The following is a 24,093-nucleotide window of genomic DNA, read 5'->3' on the forward strand; positions in this document are numbered from 1 at the left end:
CCGAAGAAATCCCGGACTTGGTACGGAGCAAGTGCATCTCGGGTACAGTCAGAAGTTGTGTAAGCCGTTTAATGTCGAAATATCCTGAAACTTAAAAAAATGTGTCTGAAAACGAAAAAGTTCATCTTTTTTCTTTCCGTCAGGACAGGATAAGAAAGACTATTCGTTATATTTGTAGCAATTTAAAAACCCGAACAAAATGAAAAGAATAACTTTGAAATTTATTCCCGGTGTATTTCTGGCAGTTATATTCCTGCTAAGTTCTTGTACTTCTGCATATAAGGTGACGAAGTCAGAGGGAACCATGGTGGCGATTGACTCTACTTGGGATGTGAACCCGGATGCTGAAGCGGTGGCACTGCTTGCTCCTTATAAGGCAAAAGTTGACAGTATCATGTATCGTGTGGTGGGTACTGCGGAAATGAGTATGGATAAAGGAGCTCCGGAGAGTTTGCTTTCCAATCTGGTAGCGGATGTATTGCGCAATGCTGCCGCACAAGTGCTGGGCAAGCCTGCCGATATGGGGCTGATAAATATGGGTGGTTTGCGTAATGTACTGACAGAAGGCCCTATCACTACCGAAAATATCTATGAGATATTACCTTTCGAAAATTCCCTTTGTGTATTAACAATGAAGGGAGTCTATCTGAAAGAACTGTTTAATAATATCGCTGTGCGTCATGGTGAAGGTATCAGTGGAGTACAGCTCCTGATTACGAAAGACGGGAAATTGCTGCAAGGTACGGTTGGCGGGCGTCCGATAGAAGACGATCAACTCTATACGATTGCTACAATCGACTATCTGGCTGACGGAAACGACGGGATGACTGCTTTGCCTCAGGCAGAGAAACGGGAATGTCCGGACGGAGCCACTTTGCGCGGCCTGTTCATGGACTATGTGGAACGTCAAACTGCTGCCGGAAAGAAGATCACTTCGCGTCTGGAAGGTAGAGTAACTGTGAAAGATGAGTAATCCTGCTCACCGAGAAAATAAATCATAATTCATAAATCAGAAATCATGAAACGATATATTCTTTTAATGTTGGCAGTCTGCTGCCTTCTTCCGGCATCAGCACAACAATCTATCCGGGAAATCTCCAAGGAACCCCTTTGTCTGCTGGCTCCCGACTCTGCACAGAAAACCAAGCAATTGGTGATTCTGCAAACAAGTGATACACATAGCCGCATTGAGCCCATTGCCGTAAATGCTGCCGACCGCTATGCCGGTATGGGCGGAACCGTGCGCCGGGCCACCTTTATTAAAGAGGCACGCAAGGTGAACCCTGATCTGTTGCTGTTCGACTGTGGAGATATCTCTCAGGGAACTCCTTACTATAATCTGTTCCAGGGAGAAGTAGAAGTCAAGATGATGAACCTTATGGGTTACGATGCCATGACGATTGGTAATCATGAGTTTGATTTCGGTCTGGAAAATATGGCACGTCTGTTCCGTATGGCAAACTTCCCGGTGGTATGTGCCAACTATGACGTAACAGGTACGGTGTTGGAAGGACTGGTGAAACCTTATACTACTTTCAGCCGCAATGGATTGAAGATCGGTGTCTTTGGTCTTGCTCCGAAGATGGAAGGATTGGTGCAGGCCGATAAATGTGAAGGTGTGGTTTATAATGATCCGATAGAAGTGGCACAGAAGACGACGGATCTGCTGAAGAACCAGGAAGGTTGTGATGTCGTTATTTGCTTATCGCATCTGGGTTATCAGCTTAAAGGTGCTCCTTGTGACGAAGAACTGGCACAGAAAACAAATAATATTGATGCCATATTGGGCGGACATACCCATACTTTCATGAAAGAGCCTGCTATTTATTTGAATAAAGACGGTAAGAATGTACCTGTGATGCATACAGGAAAAAGTGGAATTTATGTGGGAATGTTGAAACTGACACTTACAGAAGAAGAAGCCCAACCATCATTATAGATAATACATAATTAGTTGGGGGAGGATTTATTTGTATTAGGATGGTAATGAACTAAATGCTGATAATAGATTAGACGCGGATGACGCGGATAACGCGGATTTAAAAGGCTGCGCTATAAGAAGTATTAAAAAAAGATCCGCGTCATCCGTGTCATCCGCGTCTAAAAGATTATTTATCATTTAACTCATAACCCGTAAGAAATGAATAAATACCGCCAACGAACTACAAAGAAATGAAAAGAATAATTCTCTTGTTGTTGGCTATCCTTTTATGGGGTGGCACATCCTTGCTTCATGCCCAGGCAGAAGCCCCTTTTCTACCTTCAGCGGCAGATGCACGTTGCAAACAGTGGGTAGATTCCGTATTTTCCGGTTTGAACCTGCAAGAGAAAGTAGGGCAATTGATTGTCACCACTTTCCCGGCCAAGGCGGATAAGCAGAAAAAGAAGCAGATACGTGATCTTGTGAAGAAGTATAAGATCGGAGGTCTGCTCTTTGCCGAAGGTACGCCGGAAGAACAGGCAATACTGACGAATATTGCGCAGAAGAACTCCAAAGTTCCCGTTATGATCACTTTTGACGGTGAGTGGGGGCTCTCCATGCGTCTGGAAGGTACGCCCTATTTCCCAAAGAATGCGGCTCTGGGCTGCATTGAAGACAATCAGTTGATTTATGAATACGGACGTGAGGTGGCACGGGAATTTCGTGAATTGGGTGTGCATGTCAATTTTGCACCTGATGCGGATGTGAATACCAATCCTTTGAATCCGGTGATTCATGTTCGTTCGTTCGGTGAAGATCCGAAGAAAGTAGCCGAAAAGGTGCTGGCTTACAGTCGTGGGTTGGAAAGTGGTGGCGTGCTGTCCGTAAGCAAACACTTTCCCGGTCATGGAGATACGGACGTGGACTCGCATAAGGGACTGCCGGTGCTCTACTATAATCGTGAACGTTTGGATAGCGTCGAGCTGTATCCGTTCCGCGAAATGGTGCGTGCCGGATTGGGCGGTGTGATGGTAGGTCATTTGCAGGTGCCTGCTTTGGAACCGGACGCCAAAACGGCATCTTCACTTTCCAGAAATGTAGTAACGGGATTGTTGAAAGATGAAATGGGTTTTCAGGGCTTGGTGTTTACGGATGCGCTGGATATGAAAGGTGTCTCGTCTGTGCCCCAGCTTACTACAAAAGCCTTACTTGCCGGAAATGATATGGTATTGGTGCAGTACAACACCGCAAACGCTGTGCAGGAAGTGCTGAGTGCTGTGAAAGAGGGCGTTCTCTCTGAGAAAGAAGTGGAAGCGAAATGCCGTAAGATACTTACTTATAAATATTTGTTAGGCTTGCGCCAGCCACGCCCGCAGTTACAAGTTAGCGGAATGAGCTATCGTATCCATACGGATGAGGCGAAGGCTCTGGTAACCAGGTTGCGCCAAGCCTCCATTACGGTGCTTGGCAATCATTTCGGGATATTGCCTTTGACACCGGTCGGTGGTGCTCCTATTGCTCTTCTGAGTATAGGCGAAGGCAAAGACAGTGTTTTTGTGGATGAGATGAAGAAATTATCTCCTGTTCCTATGGAGTGTTTTCGTTTGACAAGAGAAATGTCGGAAGATGGCCGCCGTGAACTGGCGCGTAAGTTGGCGGACTATCGGCGTATAGTGGTCAGCGTATCGGGAAAAGATGCCGATGTGGTTGCTTATGCCGATTTCCTGGCGGGATTGGACTTGTCCGTGCCGCTGGTATATGCTTTTTTTACGTCTTATCGTGGAATGCAACCGTTAGAGCCTGCTTTGAACCAAGCCAGCGCCGTAGTGCTGGGACATTCTTCTGAAGCGGATATCCAACAATATGTGGCAGGTGTCATCTTTGCCAAAGTGCCTGCCCAAGGCAAACTTTCCATGAGTATCGGAAGTCTTTATCAGGCCGGTGAGGGAAGTGTGATCACTCCGGGGATGAAGCCGGGAAGTATTATTCCCGAGGATTTGGGGATGAAGTCCAATGAGTTACATCGCATTGATGCTATCGTGCGGGCAGGATTGGCTGCCGGAGCTTATCCCGGTTGCCAGGTGCTGGTGCTGAAAGACGGTCAGACAGTGTATGATAAATGTTTCGGTATACATTCCGATAAGGATACCACTGCTGTACGTCCTACGGATCTGTTCGACCTGGCTTCTCTGACAAAGACTACTGCAACGCTGCTTGCTGTGATGAAACTTTATGATGGTGGTAAATTAAAACTGACGGATAAGGTTTCCCAATACTTACCTTTCCTGCGAAGTACGAATAAGAAGAATATTACGATCAAGGACTTGCTTCTTCACGAGTCTGGCCTGCCGCCTTATATTCGTTTCTATCTGGAGGCTATCGACCCGAACTCCGTGCATGGACCGTATGCTCAAAGTTGGGTGGATGAATGGCATCGCACGCGGGTAAGCGAACATAGCTATTATTGTTCGGATTTCAAGTTCAAGAAAGGACTGGTGTCGGAGAAAGAATCATCGGTTTACAACTTGCATGTAGCTGATAAGATGTGGTTGAATAAGAGCTTTAAGAATACCATCCTGCAAAAGATTGCCCGTTGCGAAATGGACAGTAAGCGGTATGTGTACAGTGATCTCGGCTTTATCCTGCTGCAACAGGTGGTAGAGTCAATTGTCAAGTTGCCGATGGACCTCTATCTGGCTAAAGAGTTCTATGCGCCTATGGGCTTGCAGCGTACCATGTACCTGCCTTTGCAGAAATACTCCAAAGAAGAGATAATGCCTACGGCTGCAAACGACTTCCTGCGTCGTCAGGACTTGTGTGGCTATGTGCATGATGAGGCTGCTGCCTGCATGGGTGGCATATCCGGTAATGCCGGTCTCTTCTCCACCGCCTCCGAAGTGGCTAAAATCTATCAGATGATATTGAACGGTGGCGAATGGAACGGTAAACGCTATCTGAGCGAAGCGACCTGCCGCCTGTTCACTACGGAAACTTCCGCTATCAGCCGCCGGGGATTGGGCTTCGACAAACCTAATCTGAAGGATTTGAAGAATAGTCCTTGTGCTGCCTCTGCTACCGCTGCCGTTTATGGGCATACCGGTTTCACGGGGACTTGCGCCTGGGTGGATCCGGAACACGGGACGGTGTACGTCTTCCTCAGTAACCGCCTGTGTCCCAATGTGTGGAATACGAAATTGGGTGAAATGAATATTCGCACTGATATACAGGAGGCGATTTATAAAAGTCTGAAATAGCCGGAACATAGAAATACGGGAGACACGGGAAATACAGCGTTTTTTACTAATTAGTCGAAAAAACTCTGTGTTTTCCGTGTCTTTGTGTTTGAAATACTATAACTTTGGTAGCCTTAATGTATAGATAATAATGAAGAAACTATTCCTATTCCTCTTGATACTATTCAGTTGTTGTGCCCGTTTTGATGCTCAGACACATCGCTTACCGGCACCGCAATCCCCTGTTACGCCTGTTGAACCTATCCTGATGCGTCCCTTTACCAATGATGCCCGCTGCCGGCAGTGGGTGGACTCAGTGCTCAACAAGATGAGTCTGAAAGAACGTATCGGACAGCTATTCATTTATACCATTGCCCCCCAACAGGATAAAGCAAACCGCGACCTGTTGCGCAAAGTAGTGGACGACTACAAAGTGGGTGGCCTGCTTTTTTCCGGTGGTTTAATGGAAAACCAGGTGGCACTGACTAATGAAGCGCAGAAAATGGCGGATATTCCGTTGATGATTACCTTCGACGGTGAGTGGGGACTTTCCATGCGTTTGCGGGGTACACCGGTGTTTCCGCGAAATATGGTTCTGGGCTGTATACAAAACGACAGCCTGCTCTATGAGTACGGGCGCGAGATGGCCCGGCAGTGCCGTGAGCTTGGCGTGCAAGTCAACTTTGCTCCCGTGGCGGATGTGAATATCAATCCGAAGAATCCCGTTATCAATACCCGCTCTTTTGGAGAAAGTCCGGTAAATGTGGCGGATAAAGTGATAGCTTATGCACGTGGACTGGAAGATGGCGGTGTACTTTCCGTAAGCAAGCATTTTCCCGGTCATGGAGATACGGATGTGGATTCGCATCATTCATTGCCGAAGCTGTCGTTTTCGCGTGCACGTCTGGACAGCGTGGAGCTTTATCCGTTCAGAAAGGCGATTCAGGCCGGACTGTCCGGTATGATGGTGGGACATTTGGAAGTGCCGGTGCTTGAGCCGAAACGAGGAGTACCTTCCTCGCTTTCGCGCAAAGTGGTGCATGATTTGCTGACACAGGAGATGCAGTTCAAAGGGTTGGTGTTTACGGATGCACTTGCCATGAAGGGAGTATCTGCCAATAACACGAGTATTTGCTTGCAGGCATTGCAGGCGGGGCACGACCTGTTGCTCGTTCCCCGGCGGATAAAGGAAGAGGTGGAAGCTATACTGGATGCCGTGAAGAGCGGTGAGTTGACAGAAGCGGAGATCGAAACGAAGTGTCGGAAAGTGCTTACCTATAAATATGCTCTCGGATTGTCGAAGAAACCTTTTGTCCGTCTTTCCGGTTTGGGAAACCGTATCAATACGGCACATACGCGTGATCTGATACGGCGTCTGAACGAGGAAGCGATCACTGTGCTGAGAAATAAGAACAATGTACTTCCGCTGGATGCGGATACTCGTGAAGTGGCAGTGCTCAATGTGGGGGATGCGAAAGAGGTACAGCCGTTCCTGAAAGAACTCTCCGGATATATAAATTCAGCCGGGACGAAAGGAAGTCCCACCGTCTTTCAGCTGAAGAAAGACTTGCAGCCTGCTGCACGCAAACTGTTGCGTGATTCATTGTCGCAATATAAACGTATTCTTGTTTGCGTCACGGAACATCGTCTGGCACCCTACCAACCATTCTTTGCCGAGTTTACTCACGATGTGCCGGCGGTTTATCTGCTTTTTATTCCCGGTAAGCAGATGTTGCAGATACGCTGGGCAGTGTCTGCTGCGGACGCCGTAGTATTGGCACATTCTTCGATAGATGATGTGCAGTGCCGGACAGCCAAAATACTTTATGGAGATGCAACAGCCGACGGATGTCTCTCGGCAAGTATCAGCAATTTGTTTGCCACAGGTACGGGGCAGGTTATTACTCCGAAGACACCACTTCACTTTGTGCCCGATGAGTATGGAGTGAACTCTCGTCTGCTGACTCGTATCGATGAGATTGCGAAAGAAGGAATTAAGGAAGGTGCCTATCCCGGTTGCCAGATCGTGATATTGAAAGATGGAAAGGAAATGTATAATAAGGCATTCGGAACGCATACCTGGCCGGGCGCTTCTGCCAATAGGCTTTCTGCATCCGTTATTCCGGGTGCTACTTTGCCGGTATCCCCGACGGATGTTTACGATCTTGCTTCGCTGACAAAGACTACGGCAACGTTGCTTGCCGTCATGAAGCTGTATGATAAAGGACGTCTGAATCTTACTGACCGTGTGTCGGACTATCTGCCTTGGCTTCAGGATACGGATAAAAAGGATATTACTGTCCGGCAATTACTGTTGCATGAGTCCGGATTGCCTTCCACGTTGTTGTTCTATCTGGAAGCTATCGATAAGGAAAGTTATGAAGGAACTCTTTTCAAGGCAAAACCCGATGCCGCACATTCTGCACAGATCGGTGTACGTACTTGGGCAAACCCGAAGTTCAAATTCCAGAAGGGGCTGACATCCAAAGTACGCACGGCAGAGCATACATTGCAGGTTTCTGATAGCTTGTGGCTGAATCGCTCCTTCAAGGAGGCATACCGACAGAAGATTATAGAAACTCCGTTGCGCGACCGGCGCTATCGGTATAGTTGTGTCGGCTTCATCCTGTTGCAGCAGTTGGTGGAAGCGCGTACAGGAATGTCGATGGATGCTTTTCTGGAGCAGGAGTTCTATGCTCCGATGGGACTGAAACGTACCGGATACTTGCCGCTGCGAGGTGCAGCTACCGCGGGAACGGCTTATGCCGGCATTGTTTCCGGTAGCCATGCTCCTCTGTCGAAAGCCGAAATTATACCTTCTTCCTTTGATCCTTTCTTGCGGAAGACTGTTCTTCAGGGCTTTGTACATGATGAGTCGGCAGCCTTCCAGGGTGGTGTATCGGGTAATGCCGGGTTATTCTCTAATGCAACGGAAGTAGCGCGAATTTATCAGATGTTGCTGAATGGTGGTGAACTGGATGGCAAGCGCTATCTGAGTCCGGAGACTTGCCGTGTATTTACTACTACGGTTTCACGCATCAGCCGTCGTGGTCTGGGATTTGATAAGCCCGACCGTCAGAATCCGGCAAAGAGCCCATGCGCTGCCGCTACCCCTTCTACCGTCTATGGTCATACCGGCTTTACGGGTACTTGTGCCTGGGTAGACCCGACGAACGGCCTTGTTTATGTCTTCCTGTGTAATCGCATTTATCCCAATGTATGGAATACGAAACTGATGAAGATGGATATTCGTACACGGATACAGGAAGTGATGTATCAGGCGGTGAAATAATTACGAGTTACAAGCTACGAGCTACAAGTGCCATGCGGCATAATTGTTCGTAAACATAGCGCAGCAACTTGTAGCTTGTATCTTGTAGTTCGTAACTACAAAAGGGAATAGCCCCCCGCTCACGCGGCCGGTTATTCCCTTTTTCACGTCTTGAAACAATCAATTAATACCAGTCAAACTTATTGTGTTGCAATGCAAATTATGTTAGAATGCAATACCCAGGCGTAGACCGAAGTTGCTCAAGCCATCTACACTGTATGTGAACAAGTCACCCTTGTTCGTGCCGTAGCTATAGTAAGCGGCAACGTGCAGACCCGGACCATAGGCCCATGGGTAGATGTTGATACCAATTTCCGGTGATACGTAGAAGCCCCAGGTGCTCTTGTTAGCTTCGTACACATTGAAAGTAGATTTGATTTCGGCATATTGAGGACCTACTTTCAATCCAACGTAAGGTTGGAAAGCGCTACCGCGGTCGAAAGTATAACGTCCGGCAAGGCCGAAAGGCAACTGGAACAAAGTGTGCTGTTGGTCAGTATTGATGCTACCGCCTTCACCTACGGGAAGTGTCTGGCGACCGAAGTATTCGTGGTTGCTGTGGTAGGCCAGGAAGGCACCAAGAGCAATGTTCGGAGTCACATAGTAACCACCTTCAAAACTCATACCCCATCCGCTGGCTTTATCAGCGAAGTGGTTGCTCAGGGGGAAGTTGAATTGCCAATCGATGTTGGCATAACCGTTATCGGTTAATTGTGCCTTTGCCGGCATGGCGAAGACGAGAGCCAGGGCAGTGATTGCCAGTACTCTTATAGAAAGATATTTTATTGTTTTCATACTTGTTATTGTTTTTAGTTATGAGATACTTCAGGCTGTACCTCTCTACTTAACTATTTACTACTAACAATTACTTATTAGTAAGGTAAGAAGATTGAGTGTAGGCTTGGTTCACACCTTCAATGGCCAATTTGGTGTTTACAGCTGTAGAACCGCTAAGCAATCCGCTCATGTAGCTTGTCCAGAGTATGGGCAATTTTTCCTTTTCGCCTTGAGTGGCTTCTAGGTTGAGAAGCTCGGTGATGAATGAACCGGTGCTATATGTATAAGTCACAGCATACGGGTAGTACCATCCGCCCCAGTTACCCCAGTAAGGTGCATCCCAGTAGCCCGGGTAGTTCCACCACCATTCGGGACGTCCGTAGTCATTAAAGTAGTAAGTGCTCTTGATGTAGCTGACCTGCAAACCGAGGTTGGCTTCTTCACGATCGTCTACACGGACAAAACCGCGATTGTTCATATTGGTAGCATAGGCTTGCAGAATTTCCTGAGCGCTCTCGTCTTTCCAGTATTCAGCTTCTTTCTTATCACCGATGATAAGGATACTGTCCGGCATGTAGTACGTTTGGAAAGCTTTGAAATCAGCTTTCGTGTCATAGTTGGTATAAACCAGATACTTGTTGTCCAGCTTATCCGTGTCAGGGTCTTTTTCGCAGGCTGCGAAAGTCAAGACCACCAATAATAGGGGAATTAATTTCTTCATACTTTTATAATGTTTAGGTTAAATATAAAAATCCTGCCCTGGTACCTCAGGCTTTTGGTACATGAACAAGATAAAAAATAAAAGGTTCAGAAGGGGGTATGTTAAATTTTAATCTTTTGCAGAAAAACGGGGCGCTCTGAATTGGGGGAATAGGTGCATAGACGGTATTTTACAGGCTATAAGTCCACAGCTGTTTCCTTTCATGAAAATTCAGTTTACCCCAAATGGTAACTGTGTTGACTCTACACGGTGACTCTATTTACACACCGAGGTAAAGCTCGTTACATATCGAGGTAAATGTCGTTACAATAAGGGGGAAGTGTCGTTACATACAGTGGTAAATGCTTTTACATATTTCAGTAAACTATTGGTAAATACTATTTGCTGATTATCAATAGAGTAACAGAATATCCTTCGGTAACCTTTTATTCTTTTTTATCGGGTTATGAACAAAATGATAAATAATCTTTTAGACGCGGATGACGCGGATAACGCGGATTTAAAAGGCTGCGCTATAAAAAAAGATCCGCGTCATCCGTGTTATCCGTGTCTAAAAAATAATATACTGAATGGTGCTAATCACTTATCACTAAATCCTAATCACCTTTATTCCTTTCTAATACTTTTTAGTCCAGTATCCGTTGAATCGTTTCCAGCTCTTCCGCTGTGAACTTTGTATTTTCTATGGCTTTCAGATTATCTGCCAGTTGGGCTACGGAACTTGCACCTATAATGACCGAAGTGACCATTTCATCTTTCAGCACCCATGCCAACGCCATTTCGGCAAGAGTCTGTCCGCGGTGGGCAGCCACTTCATTCAGTGCCTTTATTCTATTGAGCACTTCTTTTGTCAGCGCTTCTTTCTTCAGGAATCCACCTTTGGCAATCCGCGAATCTTCGGGGATACCATTCAGATAACGGTTGGTCAGCAGGCCTTGTGCCAGCGGTGAAAAGGCAATGAAACCGGTACCGTTTTCGCGTGCCTGTTGCAGAATACCTTCTTCTTCCGGTTCCCGGTTGAACATATTGTATCTTCCCTGATAGAGCAGGCAGTGCACATCCCTCTCTGCCAGATAGCGGTATGCGAATTCGGCTGCTTCTTTCGGGTATTTGGAAATACCCACATACAGGGCCTTGCCTTGGCGCACGATGTCCACAAGCGCCTGCAATGTTTCTTCGAGTGGAGTTTCCGGATCGTAACGGTGCGAATAGAAGATGTCTACATAATCCAGATTCATCCGTTTCAGGCTCTGATTAAGACTGTTCATCAGATATTTCCTGGAACCCCATTCACCGTAAGGACCGGGCCACATATCATGTCCGGCTTTGGTTGAGATAAACAGTTCGTTCCGGTAGGGCATGAATGACTTCTTCATAATCATGCCGAAAGTTTCTTCCGCCGAACCGTAGGACGGGCCATAGTTATTGGCGAGATCGAAATGCGTGATACCCTGATCGAAGGCGTAATGTGCCATTGCCTGCGAATTGGAGAAGGTGTTTACATCTCCGAAGTTGTGCCACAAACCTAAAGAAACTTCGGGCAGCAATATGCCGCTTCGCCCGCAACGACGATATTTCATGCCGTTGTCATACCGCTTGGAATCGGGAGAGTAAATGGGGTTTATCATATCATTCAGTTTAAGTGAGAAATGTACTTTTATCAGGAAACAAAAATAGGTAATTTCTCCGGAAAAGACCGTTTTTCTTTGTCTAAAAGTGAGCGGATTACAACAGATGCCCCGACTGGAAACAAATTATACTATAATTGGATAAGAAAATGTTATCGGAAGTTTCCGGAGAGCGCTATCTTTGCGGGGGTAACGGGAAAGAAAGGAAGGAAACCAGTTGACGAGTTGACAAGGGAACAAGGGGCTGCGCAATGCTCCTATGCCGCATGGAACCTTGTCCCCTTGTCAACTCGTCCCCTTGTCAACTTTCCCTCAAAACCCTAATAATAATGAAGAAAATAATCGCAACTATGGCAATCGGAGCTTGTTTGTGTTCCTGCGGCGGAAGCCAGAAGGAAGTGTATAAAGACTCTACCGCACCCGTAAAGGACAGGGTAGAAGATCTCTTGAAAAGAATGACTCTGGAGGAGAAAGTAGGTCAGATGAATCAGTTCGTCGGTGTGGAACATATCAAGGCAAACAGTGCCGTGATGACCGAAGAAGAATTGAAGAATAATACGGCAAATGCTTTCTATCCCGGCTTTACGGAGAAAGATATAGAGAAGTGGACGGAAGAAGGCTTGATCGGTTCTTTTCTGCATGTGTTGACCATTGAAGAAGCCAACTATCTGCAATCTCTCGCTATGAAGAGCCGCTTGCAGATACCTATTATATTCGGTATCGATGCCATCCATGGCAATGCCAATGCGCCGGATAATACGGTATATCCCACCAACATCAATCTTGCCTGTTCCTTTGATACGCTGATGGCCTATAAGATAGCCCGGCAGACAGCGAAGGAAATGCGTGCCATGAACATGCACTGGACGTTTAATCCGAATGTGGAAGTTGCCCGCGATGCCCGTTGGGGACGTGTTGGCGAAACGTATGGTGAAGATCCTTATCTGGTCACTTTGCTGGGCGTACAGTCAGTGAAAGGTTATCAAGGCGATTTGAATGGCAACGAAGATGTATTGGCTTGTATCAAGCATTTCGTCGGTGGCAGTGAACCCATCAACGGAACGAACGGTTCTCCCACTGATTTGTCAGAGCGTACACTTCGTGAAGTTTTCTTCCCTCCCTTTGAGGCAGGAGTGAAGGCGGGAGCCATGTCTCTGATGACTGCCCACAATGAGCTGAACGGTATTCCTTGTCATAGCAATGAGTGGTTGATGCAAGACATCCTGCGTGGCGAATGGAACTTCCCCGGATTCGTAGTCAGCGACTGGATGGACATTGAACATATCCATGACCTGCATGCTACTGCCGAAAATCTGAAGGAAGCTTTTTATCAGTCTATTATGGGAGGTATGGACATGCACATGCATGGTATCCACTGGAACGAAATGGTAGTGGAATTAGTGAGGGAGGGGCGTATCTCAGAATCTCGTATTGACGAGTCTGTACGCCGCATACTGGATATCAAATTCCGTCTCGGCCTTTTCGAACAACCTTATGCCGATGAGGCCGAAACCATGAAAGTGCGCCTTTGCGATGAGCATCGTGCAACGGCTCTTGAGTCTGCCCGCAATGGCATTGTATTGTTGAAGAATGACGGTGTGCTCCCTCTGGACGCTTCCAGATATAAGAAGATCATGGTGACCGGTATCAATGCCGACGACCAGAATATCCTGGGTGACTGGAGTGCTCCTGAGAAAGATGAAAACGTAACTACCATCCTGGAAGGTCTGAAAATGATTGCTCCCGATACTCAGTTTGATTTTGTAGACCAGGGTTGGGACCCGCGCAACATGGATCCGAAGAAAGTGGCTGAAGCTACCGCGCGTGCCAAGAGTGCTGATCTCAATATTGTAGTGGCAGGCGAATATATGATGCGCTTCCGTTGGAACGACCGTACGGACGGTGAAGATACCGACCGTTCAGATATCGACCTCGTAGGTTTGCAGAACGAGTTGATAGAGAAAGTGGCTGCATCCGGTAAACCGACTATTCTTATTTTGGTGAACGGACGTCCTCTCGGTGTGCAGTGGGCGGCCGAAAATCTTCCCGCTATCGTAGAAGCATGGGCACCGGGGATGTACGGTGGTCAGGCAGTAGCCGAAATTCTGTATGGTCAGGTGAATCCGTCCGCCAAATTGGCTGTTACGATTCCTCATAGCGTAGGTCAGTTGCAGATGATATACAACCATAAGCCGTCACAATACTTCCATCCTTATGCGGTAGGTAAGCCAAGCACTCCGCTCTATCCGTTCGGCCACGGCCTTTCTTATACTACTTACAAATATGATGACCTAAAATTGGCACAGAAAGAAATCACTAAGGACGGTACGGTGGATGTGAGTGTAAAAGTTACGAATACGGGCGACCGTGATGGAGTGGAAATCGTGCAACTGTATATCCGCGATAAATTCAGTAGCGTCACCCGTCCGGTGAAGGAACTGAAAGACTTTGCCCGCGTACCGTTGAAAGCCGGCGAAAGTCAGGTCGTGAACTTTAAGATTACTCCCGATAAACTGGCTTTCTATGATAAAAAGATGAAGAAGATTGTAGAACCGGGTGAGTTCATTGTGATGGTGGGTGCATCTTCTGATGATAAAGATCTGCTGAAAGATTCTTTCTTTGTGAAATAAAATACAGTTATTGCTTTTTTCTTTTAAGGTTATACCTTTCCGATGGTTAGGTATAACCTTTCTTTCTTTTATAACAAATCTTACCCCATAATAAAACAAATTCTACCATTCAGGATTAAAAAGAATGGTTATTTTTGTGACATGATACTATTTTAACCAATCAATATGGAAAACTCAAACTACATTATGAGGGAGATTACTCCCTTGTCCGACCGCGATTGTTTTTATATCGCCGACCGTCGCAAGACGGAGTTTACTTATCCTATCCACTGTCATGCCGAATTCGAACTAAACTTTACGGAACACGCAGCCGGTGTCCGCCGGGTAGTGGGAGACTCTGCCGAGGTGATCAGTGACTATGATCTGGTACTGATTACCGGCAAAGAGCTGGAGCATGTGTGGGAGCAACACGAATGTACTTCGAAGGAGATACGGGAAATCACGATTCAGTTCTCATCCGACCTGTTTTTCAAGAACTTCATGAATAAAAACCAGTTCGACAGCATCCGGCGTATGTTGGAAAAGGCGCAATGCGGCATTAGTTTCCCCATGCAAGCCATCATGAAAGTGTATAACTGGCTGGATAAGCTGGCTTCCGAAGAACAGGGATTCTATGCGGTGATGCATTTTCTGCGCATCCTTTATGAGTTGTCTTTGTATGATGATGCAAAGGTGCTGTCCAGTTCTTCCTTTGCTAAGATCGAGACATTCTCTGACAGCCGCCGGGTGCAGAAGGTACAGAAATATATTGCCGATCATTATCAGGAAGACATCCGTTTGAATACTCTGGCGGATATGGTGGGTATGACACCGGTTTCGTTCAGCCGTTTCTTCCGTTTGCGTACAGGGAAGACGCTTTCCGACTATATTATAGATATTCGTTTGGGGTTTGCTACACGCTTGCTGGTGGACTCGGCGCATACCATTGCCGAAATCTGCTATGATTGCGGCTTTAATAATCTGTCCAACTTCAACCGGATGTTTAAACGTAAAAAAGATTGTTCACCAAAGGAATTCAGGGAAAACTATAGAAAGAAGAAGATTGTGATATGATAATATTGTATCATTATTCTTCTTCGAAACCACGTACATTTGCAACAACGAACAAATCTTAGTTTTCTACCATGAGAAAAATATCACTTCTTTTTGGATGTCTGTTGTGTATGCTTGCTGCAACAGCGCAGATACGCGGTAATGAAATCCGTGTAATGGTTTCTCCTGATCATACCGATTGGAATTATCGTTTGAATGACAAATGTACATTTACCGTGAGGGTGCTGAAGGCTCAGAATCTTTTGCAGAACGTGACGGTGGATTATGAGCTGGGGCCGGAGATGTATCCTACCGAAGTCAAGAAAGGCGTATTACTGAAGAATGGTGAATTAAAGTTGCAAGGGACGATGAAGACACCCGGATTCCTGCGTTGCAAAGTGACGGCACATGTAGGTGACCGTAAATACGAAGGATTGGCGACCGCTGCTTATGCTCCCGAACAATTGCAGCCTATTACGGAGTTTCCTGCGGATTTTCGTGAATTTTGGGTGAAAGAGCTGGAAGGTGCCCGTCGGACATCGCTTCAACCCTTGATGACTCTGCTTCCCGAACGATGCACTGCGACAGTCAATGTTTATCATGTAAGCTTTCAGACAGATCGTTGGGGTTCCCGTTTCTATGGTGTCCTCTGTGTACCGAAAAAAGAAGGTAAGTATCCGGCTCTGTTGCGTGTGCCCGGTGCAGGTATTCGTCCGTATGCCGGCGATGTTTATACAGCGGAACAAGGTGCAATCACATTGGAGGTTGGCATCCATGGTATTCCCGTTACTATGGAGCAATCTTTTTATGATAACCTGATGAATGGTGCATTGAATGGTTATTGGACTTTCTGCCGGAATGATTTGAGGAATTTCTATTATCACCGGGTGATTATCGGTGCTTTGCGTGCAGTAGATTTCATCTGTGATTTGCCGCAATATAACGGGCAGGCACTTGGTGTGACAGGCTCCAGCCAGGGTGGGGCACTTTCTGTGATGACGGCGGCCCTTGATCCGCGCGTCACTTTCTTTGCTGCCGTTCATCCGGCACTGTGCGATCATGAAGCCTTTATGAAGAAACGTGCTTGTGGCTGGCCGCATTATTTCTATTATTATGGTGCTCCCGATGCTAAAGAACTGGAAGTGGTGCGTTATTATGATACGGCGAACTTTGCCCGTTGTCTTACAGTACCCGGCTGGTTCAGTTGGGGATATAATGATGATGTTTGTCCGCCGACTTCCATGTATGCCGCTTATAATGCGGTGACTTCTCCCAAAGAACTTCATCCATATCTTGAAACTGGTCATTATTGGTATCAGGAACAATGGGACGAATGGCTGGCATGGCTGTGGAAACAGATGGGAATAGGGAAATGATAAAATTGTTACTAAAACCTGATAATATGAGACACTTATTCTTATTGACTCTTCTTTTATCCTTTTTGGGTGCATGTACTCCTAAACCTGTTGAAAACTCATTCGTTCATGTGAATGCGAACGGACAGTTCATCCGTAATGGAAAACCCTATTATTATGTAGGTACCAATTTCTGGTATGGTGCCATTCTTGGTTCTGAAGGTGAAGGAGGCAATCGTGAACGTCTGCATAAAGAATTGGATTTTCTGAAAAGTATCGGTATTAATAATTTGCGTGTATTGGTAGGTGCGGACGGTGAAAATGGTGTGAAAACCCGTGTACAACCTTCTCTGCAAGTAGCTCCCGGTGTGTATAATGATACTATTTTAGCCGGATTGGATTACTTCATGAATGAGTTGCGCAAACGGGATATGACTGCCGTACTTTATTTGAATAACTCTTGGGAGTGGAGTGGTGGTTATTCTGTATATCTGCAATGGTCGGGACACGGTAAGGCTGTAGTGCCTGCAATAGACGGTTGGCCTGCCTATATGGAGTATGTGAAACAATTTCAGCAATCGGATAGCGCGAAGGTGTTGTTTGCCAATTATGTCAAAGACATCGTCACAAGAACAAATAGGTATAATCAGATAAAATATGTGGATGATCCAACGCTTATGTCCTGGCAGATAGGCAATGAGCCTCGCGCTTTTTCCGATGAAAACAAGGAGCCTTTCGCTCAATGGATGGCAGATGTTGCCGCTCTTATTAAGTCACTTGATTCCAATCATATGGTTTCTTCGGGAAGTGAAGGTGCTGCGGGATGTGAGGGGGATATTGCATTATATGAAAGAGTGCATGCAGATCCGAATATTGACTATCTGAATATCCATATTTGGCCTTATAATTGGGGATGGGTAAAAGCTGATAGTTTGAAAGAACTTCTTCCGCGAGCTAAGGAGAATACGAAGAAATATATTAATGATCACATGGTGGTTGCGCAGAAATATAAGAAGCCTGTGGTACTTGAAGAATTTGGCTTCCCTCGTGACGGTTTTCGTTTTTCTAAAAGTACTTCGACAGAAGTTCGTGATGAATATTATCAATGTGTATTTGATTTGATTCGTCAGGACCGGGAGAACGGCGGACTTTTTGCCGGATGTAACTTTTGGGCATGGGGTGGTTTTGCTGAACAGAATTCCGACCATATCTATTGGGAAAAAGGAGATGATTACACCGGAGATCCGGCTCAGGAAGAGCAGGGATTGAATTCTGTTTTTGCAACGGATACTACTGTTGAGATTATAAAAACTGAAAATGCAAAATTGAAATAATATGATGAATATCTGGAAAAGTTTGTTGGCCGTTTGCCTGCTGACCGCAATGTTTGGATGTGGGGCGAGTGCGTCTAAAAAAGCAAATAAGGAAGGTGCTGCAAAGCAGTTGCCCCGTCTGTGTGTGACTGGTACGCAATTGATGAATGAACAGGGCGATACGGTTGTTCTGAAAGGTGTCAGTTATGGGTGGCATCAGTTTTGGCCTCGTTTCTATAATGCTTCTACCGTAGCTTATCTTTCTGGAGATTGGGGTGCGGAGGTGCTTCGAGCTTCTATGGGAGTGGACTTGGATAGTGCCTGCTATGTGTACAAGCCGGAGTTTGGCATTAAGTGTGTCACGACAGTAGTGGATGCGGCTATTGAAAATAATGTTTATGCAATCATTGACTGGCATAGCCATAATCTGCGTCAGGAAGAAGCCAAGGAATTCTTTGCACAAATGGCAACCCGTTATAAGGGTGTCCCTAATGTGATTTATGAAGTGTTTAATGAACCGGTGGAAGATAGTTGGGAACAAGTGAAGGCTTATTCTGTCGAAATTATCAAAACCATCCGTGCCATAGAACCAGAGGCTGTTATTCTGGTAGGTTGTCCGCATTGGGATCAGGATATTCACCTGGCGGCAGATGATCCTATTACCGGTTATAATAATATAATGTATACTGTTCACTTTTATGCTAATACTCACGGACAATGGTTGCGTGACCGTACAGACTATGCTTTGAGCAAAGGGCTTCCGGTATTTATATCTGAATGTGCCGGTATGGAGGCCAGTGGCGACGGTGCGGTAAATAAAGAAGAGTGGCAAAACTGGCTGGACTGGATGCAGCAACGTTCCATAAGTTGGGTAGCGTGGTCTGTTTCGGATAAGAATGAGACTTGCTCAATGCTTCTCCCCTCAGCTTCTTCTGACGGCAATTGGGCTGATCAGGATATGAAGGAATGGGGGCAGATAGTACGCGATGAACTACAGAAAAAATAGAATCATATAATCAATTCAGACATTAAAGCAAGGGTATGGAACTGATACTGTTATTTTGTAAATATAGTATTAGTTCCAGATAAAATTGTACTTGTTTGCGCCACTGATATCATCTACCTTTGTCGTGAAAGATTTGTGACATATTAAATCTAATAATTATAGTATGAAGAACTTTATGTTGTTTCTGATGACGCTCTTCCTGAGCTGTCATGTGATGGCCCAACAGACCACAGTTACCGGTACAATTACTGACGGTACGGATGGTTCCCCTCTGATTGGCGCCAATGTCCTGGTAAAAGGAACCGGTACCGGTTCTATAGCGGACGTAAATGGGAAATTTAGTGTGAGTGTTCCGACCGGTAAAGATGTTCTGGTAATTTCCTGTATCGGATATAAACAGCAGGAAATTACCTTGAAGGCGGGACAAAAAGTTGTGAATGTGGTAATGAAGGAGGACTCTGAACTTCTGGATGAAGTGGTCGTTGTAGGCTATGGTACAATGAAAAAGAGTGACCTTTCAGGCGCCTCGGTCTCTATGGGCGAAGATAAAATTAAAGGCTCGATTATTACCAACCTCGATCAATCTTTGCAGGGACGTGCCGCTGGTGTGACGGCGGTAACCACTTCTGGTGCACCAGGCTCTTCCTCTTCCATTCGCGTGCGTGGTCAGGCTACTATCAATGCTAGTGCAGAGCCTCTGTATGTAATTGATGGTGTGATTGTACAAGGTGGTGGACAAAGTGGCGCTGATTTTGGTTTGGGAGATGCTTTGGGTAATGGTTCAGTATCTACTATTTCTCCATTATCAACCATTAATCCCGCTGATATCGTCTCTATGGAGATATTGAAAGATGCTTCTGCTACTGCAATTTACGGTGCACAAGGAGCCAATGGGGTTATATTGATTACTACGAAGCGTGGTAAGAGTGGTGAGGCCAAATTTTCTTATGATGGTATGTTTGCTGTTCAGCGTCAGACCAAGCGTCTTGAGACTATGAACTTGCGTGAATATGCAGGTTTCTATAATGATTTTGTCAATGTAGGTGAAGCGACAGAAAGTAACTATCTTTCAGACCCGTCTTTGCTGGGAAAAGGTACTAATTGGCAAGATGCTATTTTCCAGACAGCTTTGCAGCATCAGCATCAGGTTAGTGCACAAGGTGGTTCTGAAAAAGTTCAGTATTACGTTTCAGGATCTTATATGGATCAAGATGGTACTATTATTGGAAGTAGTTTTGAGCGTTTCAGTGTACGTACCAATTTGGATGCCCAACTGAAGAAATGGTTGAAGTTGGGATTGAGTGCTACCTATTCAAATACGGATGAAAGCCTTAAACTGGCAGATAGTGATGAAGGATTGATTAATTACTCTCTGACTACTATACCGAGCATTCCTATATATAATGTAGATGGTAGCTATTCTTCTGTTTCCCAAGAAGGTTACACTAATCCTAATCCGGTGGCTATGGCTATGGAGGATGATGTTCTATTAGCACGTCAGAAACTGACGGGTAACATATTTTTAGAGATTACTCCTGTTAAAAATTTGACTTGGCATTCTGAATTAGGCTATGATATTAGTTCTAGTAAAGCTGAACGTTATAAACCAATGATTGATCTGGGTACTTGGAAGCGTGCTTCAAATTCCAGCAGTATTCAAAAGAATAGTTCAAAGTTTTGGCAGCTGAAGAATTATATTACTTATAACGGGAACATTGATAAACATAGTTTTTCGGTAATGCTTGGACAAGAGTGTTGGGAATCCAGTTATGATTATTCAAGTGTTGCCAATACAGACTTACCGTCTGATAATGTACATAATCCGGCTTTAGGTGATGGTACACCCTCTATCGGATATGGTTTCGGTAGTTCGGCGATGGCTTCATTCTTTACTCGTTGGTCTTATAATTATGCAGATCGTTATTTGGCTACGTATACTTACCGCTATGATGGTTCTTCAAATTTTGGTTCTGAAAATCGTTGGGCAGGTTTTCATTCTGTAGCTGCTTCTTGGCGTTTCTCTAATGAAAAGTTCTTCGAACCGATAAGAAATATCATTAGCAACGGTAAGTTGCGTCTTGGATGGGGGCAAACAGGTAACCAAGGTATTGGTGGTTATAAGTGGGGATCTGCTCTTTCTATCATGAATACGGACCTTGGCAAGAGTTATCGTCCTGCTAATATTGCTAATACGGGTATAAAGTGGGAATCCCAAGAGCAAATTAATGTCGGTTTGGATTTAGGTTTCTTCGATGATCGCGTTAATCTGACAGTAGATTGGTATAAGAAAGAATCTAAGGATATGTTGATGCAAATGCAATTGCCTTCCTATATGGGTACAAGTGGTAATGCATCTTCTGCACTGGCGGCACCTTGGGGTAACTACGGTCATATTCGGAATACAGGTTGGGAAATCACATTGAATACTCATCCGTTGATTGGTACTTTTCAGTGGGATTCTGACTTTCAGATTTCCTTCAATCGCAATAAGCTAATTGCTTTGTCGGGTACAAGTGCTGCCCAGATTGTGGGTTATGGTCAGTGGACCGATGTTGTTAGTGTGACCAATGTAGGTGAATCTCTATATAACTTCTACGGTTATGTGTGCGATGGGGTTTATAAGGATCTGGAAGATTTGCAGACTTCCGCAAAACCGGCCAAGTATCCGGCAAATGGTGTCTTTAATAAAAACAATACAGTTTGGGTAGGTGATGTTAAATATAAAGATTTGAATGGTGATGGTGTGATTGATGAGAATGATCGTACTAATATCGGTTCTCCGATGCCTAAATTCACTTTTGGTTGGACAAATACATTCCGTTATAAGAATTTCGATCTTTCTCTGTTCATCAATGGTTCTGTAGGCAATAAGGTATATAACTATTTGAGTATGAAACTGACTCACATGAATTCAACCTGGACAAATCAATTAACGACTGTCGGTGGTCGTGCGCAACTTGCTCCTATTGATGCTACAAAAGACTACTCAAGTGGAGTCTCTGTAAATGGTGTGACGGTCTATCATTGGTATGATGATGTTACCAACGTGTATGTTACTAATCCTAATGCTACTATTCCCCGGGCATCAGTTAATGACCCGAATGACAATGATCGTGTTAGCGACCGCTATGTGGAAGATGGTTCTTATGTACGTTTAAAGAATATCACTTTAGGATATACTTTTCCGAAGGGGATGATTAAAAAGTGGGGTATTGAGAATTTGCGCCTTTATGCCAACATTCAGAACCTGTTAACGATTACCGGGTATGACGGTTACGATCCGGAGATTGGTGTTAGCACAGCGGCAGCCAATGTGATGGGTTTGGATAATGGACGTTATCCATCTCCTACAGTTTACTCGTTTGGCTTGAATATCACTTTTTAACTTTTAAATCTTGAAGGAATATGAAATTCAGTAATATTAAATATGGTATGTTTGCGGCTATATTGGCTTTAGGAATAACCTCTTGCGAAGACTTTCTTGACAGACCTACCGAAGATAGTTATAATACGGATAACTATTATCAAACAGATGATCAGTGCATTGCAGGTGTGAATTATTTGTATAACTCACCGTGGTATGATTTTCAACGTGGTTTTATTAAAGTGGGTGAGGTGCTTTCTGGTAACTATTATTGGGGTAGCAGTCCTTATCTTACTTTTACAGTGAATGGTACGGATGAAGATTTGGTGAATATGTCTTATTCTTTATGGGCTGTTATCGGTCATGCCAATACCGTATATAACAGTATTCAGGGGTCTCCTGCATCAGCGTCCGTGAAGAATCAGTGTATGGGTGAATGTTTGACATGGAAAGCTATGGCCTATTTTTATTTGGTGCGCTCTTTTGGTGATGTACCTATCGTACATGATAATACGGCCGATCTGGTATCTGGCAGCTATAATGAAAAATACAAGATTCAGAAAGCGGATGTTTATGAATATATCATAATGACCTTGGAGAAGGCAATGGAACTTTTGCCCAAATCACGTTCAGAGGGACGTATCGATTACTATTGTGCGGAAGGTTTGTTAGCTAAAGTTTATCTGACTAAGGCTGGTGTCTCTGGTTCTTTGGATGCTGCGGACCTGGCTAAAGCAGCTGATTATGCGAAAGATGTGATTGATAATTCAGGTCGTAGCTTATTAAATAACTATAGTGATGTGTTCCGCTTGGCCAACAACAAGAGTCAAGAAAGTTTGATAGCTTGGCGTTGGACTGCCAGTGGCAATGTTTGGACTGCACAAAATACGTTACAATCTGATTTGGCTATTGAAGGCTTTGATGAATTTGGTGACTGTTGGGGCGGTTGGGCTGGTATGTCTGTTGATCTTCAGGAAGCTTTTGGTGTGAAATTGCTGGAGCAAACTCCCGATGCCTGGGTGAATGGACCGGATTCCCGACGTAAGGCAACAATGATGTTGGCGGGTGATAAATACAGTTATTTCTGGGCTGATAAAGGTGGATTTGATTATATTAAATTTATCTATGATACAGATTTTAATGCGGCGGCAACAGGTTCTTTACAATCTTCTACTGGGTCTAACTCTGTGAAACACCTCTATGGTAATGCACAGGATCATGTGAATGGTACGGGCGTTTCTGCTGCCTATATGTATAGTAGTTTGGCGACTCACTTGTTGCGTTTGTCTGATGTCTATTTGATTTATGCAGAAGCAAAGATGGGAACAGCCAAAACAACTACAGACGCTGATGCGATAGATGCTTTTTATACTGTTCGTCATCGTGCCAATGCTACTTATGAGCGTCCATCGTCTATTACTTGGGAAGATGTATGGAAAGAACGTCGTTTGGAACTGGCTATGGAAGGTGATCGTTGGTTTGATTATGTTCGTGTATCATATTATAATTCACAATTCTGTATTAATGAATTGACCAGTCAGAAACGTAATTATTTCAATGGCTTGAACGATCTTTATAAAGGTTATAGTGAAACAGGAAGTTGGTCGGTTGATACCGCTTCTATGAGTTATGATACCACCACTTCCGCACCGAATGTGACAGTGTCCAGTTTCACTCTTCCCTTTCCGACGGAAGATGTGGTTTTCAATCCTCATTTGATGGAAGATCCTGTTCATGTGGATGTTCGTAGCGAGTACAGTTATTAATCTTAAACTTGTGACA

14 protein-coding genes are annotated in these 24,093 nt (G+C 45.0%); 11 read left to right on the forward strand and 3 right to left on the reverse strand.

Annotated elements, in window-relative coordinates:
* Positions 1 to 199 precede the first annotated feature (199 nt).
* The 4 genes from K429_RS0101200 (at position 200) to K429_RS0101215 (ending at position 8,446) form a co-directional block, all read left to right on the forward strand.
* Entirely contained in the window at positions 200 to 973 is a 774-nt protein-coding gene (locus K429_RS0101200) for a 5'-nucleotidase C-terminal domain-containing protein (RefSeq protein ID WP_007211763.1), read from the forward strand.
* Positions 974 to 1,018: 45 nt separating this feature from the next.
* Complete coding sequence (locus tag K429_RS0101205; protein WP_025725779.1) at positions 1,019 to 1,939, forward strand: bifunctional UDP-sugar hydrolase/5'-nucleotidase; 921 nt, start codon at positions 1,019 to 1,021, stop codon at positions 1,937 to 1,939.
* A gap of 233 nt (positions 1,940 to 2,172) precedes the next feature.
* Complete coding sequence (locus K429_RS0101210) at positions 2,173 to 5,175, forward strand: glycoside hydrolase family 3 N-terminal domain-containing protein (protein ID WP_007211761.1); 3,003 nt, start codon at positions 2,173 to 2,175, stop codon at positions 5,173 to 5,175.
* 130 nt (positions 5,176 to 5,305) lie between these two features.
* A complete protein-coding gene (locus K429_RS0101215) occupies positions 5,306 to 8,446 on the forward strand; it encodes a glycoside hydrolase family 3 N-terminal domain-containing protein (RefSeq protein WP_025725780.1) in 3,141 nt (1,046 codons plus the stop codon).
* 204 nt (positions 8,447 to 8,650) lie between these two features.
* Here K429_RS0101215 and K429_RS0101220 read toward each other — a convergent pair whose 3' ends face one another.
* From K429_RS0101220 to K429_RS0101230, 3 genes are all read right to left on the reverse strand, one after another.
* Positions 8,651 to 9,280 (reverse strand): porin family protein, encoded by a 630-nt coding sequence (locus tag K429_RS0101220; RefSeq protein WP_007211759.1) that lies wholly within the window; start codon positions 9,278 to 9,280, stop codon positions 8,651 to 8,653.
* A gap of 70 nt (positions 9,281 to 9,350) precedes the next feature.
* Positions 9,351 to 9,983 carry a DUF4136 domain-containing protein gene (locus K429_RS0101225; protein WP_007211758.1) on the reverse strand — a complete coding sequence of 211 codons (633 nt, stop codon included), beginning with the start codon at positions 9,981 to 9,983 and terminating at the stop codon, positions 9,351 to 9,353.
* A 626-nt stretch (positions 9,984 to 10,609) separates the two neighbouring features.
* Positions 10,610 to 11,611 (reverse strand): aldo/keto reductase, encoded by a 1,002-nt coding sequence (locus tag K429_RS0101230; protein ID WP_025725781.1) that lies wholly within the window; start codon positions 11,609 to 11,611, stop codon positions 10,610 to 10,612.
* A gap of 329 nt (positions 11,612 to 11,940) precedes the next feature.
* On the opposite strand from K429_RS0101230, the gene K429_RS0101240 reads away from it, so the two are divergent.
* The 7 genes from K429_RS0101240 to K429_RS0101270 all read left to right on the forward strand — a co-directional run bounded on the left by K429_RS0101240 (position 11,941) and on the right by K429_RS0101270 (position 24,077).
* Positions 11,941 to 14,241, forward strand: coding sequence for a glycoside hydrolase family 3 N-terminal domain-containing protein (locus K429_RS0101240; RefSeq protein ID WP_025725783.1), 2,301 nt, complete (start codon positions 11,941 to 11,943; stop codon positions 14,239 to 14,241).
* A gap of 165 nt (positions 14,242 to 14,406) precedes the next feature.
* Positions 14,407 to 15,294, forward strand: coding sequence for a helix-turn-helix domain-containing protein (locus K429_RS0101245; RefSeq protein ID WP_007211754.1), 888 nt, complete (start codon positions 14,407 to 14,409; stop codon positions 15,292 to 15,294).
* 71 nt (positions 15,295 to 15,365) lie between these two features.
* Complete coding sequence (locus tag K429_RS0101250) at positions 15,366 to 16,649, forward strand: acetylxylan esterase (protein WP_022210179.1); 1,284 nt, start codon at positions 15,366 to 15,368, stop codon at positions 16,647 to 16,649.
* 26 nt (positions 16,650 to 16,675) lie between these two features.
* Complete coding sequence (locus tag K429_RS0101255) at positions 16,676 to 17,962, forward strand: cellulase family glycosylhydrolase (protein WP_025725785.1); 1,287 nt, start codon at positions 16,676 to 16,678, stop codon at positions 17,960 to 17,962.
* Between the two features lies 1 nt (position 17,963).
* On the forward strand, positions 17,964 to 18,947 hold the full coding sequence (locus K429_RS0101260) for a glycoside hydrolase family 5 protein (protein WP_025725786.1): 984 nt from the start codon (positions 17,964 to 17,966) through the stop codon (positions 18,945 to 18,947).
* Positions 18,948 to 19,161: 214 nt separating this feature from the next.
* Positions 19,162 to 22,332: a SusC/RagA family TonB-linked outer membrane protein gene (locus K429_RS0101265; RefSeq protein ID WP_369796067.1), complete on the forward strand. Its 3,171-nt coding sequence runs from the start codon at positions 19,162 to 19,164 to the stop codon at positions 22,330 to 22,332.
* 20 nt (positions 22,333 to 22,352) lie between these two features.
* A complete protein-coding gene (locus K429_RS0101270) occupies positions 22,353 to 24,077 on the forward strand; it encodes a RagB/SusD family nutrient uptake outer membrane protein (protein ID WP_025725788.1) in 1,725 nt (574 codons plus the stop codon).
* Positions 24,078 to 24,093 lie beyond the last annotated feature (16 nt).

Source organism: Bacteroides sp. 14(A) (assembly GCF_000526555.1).
GTDB classification, from domain to species: domain Bacteria; phylum Bacteroidota; class Bacteroidia; order Bacteroidales; family Bacteroidaceae; genus Bacteroides; species Bacteroides cellulosilyticus.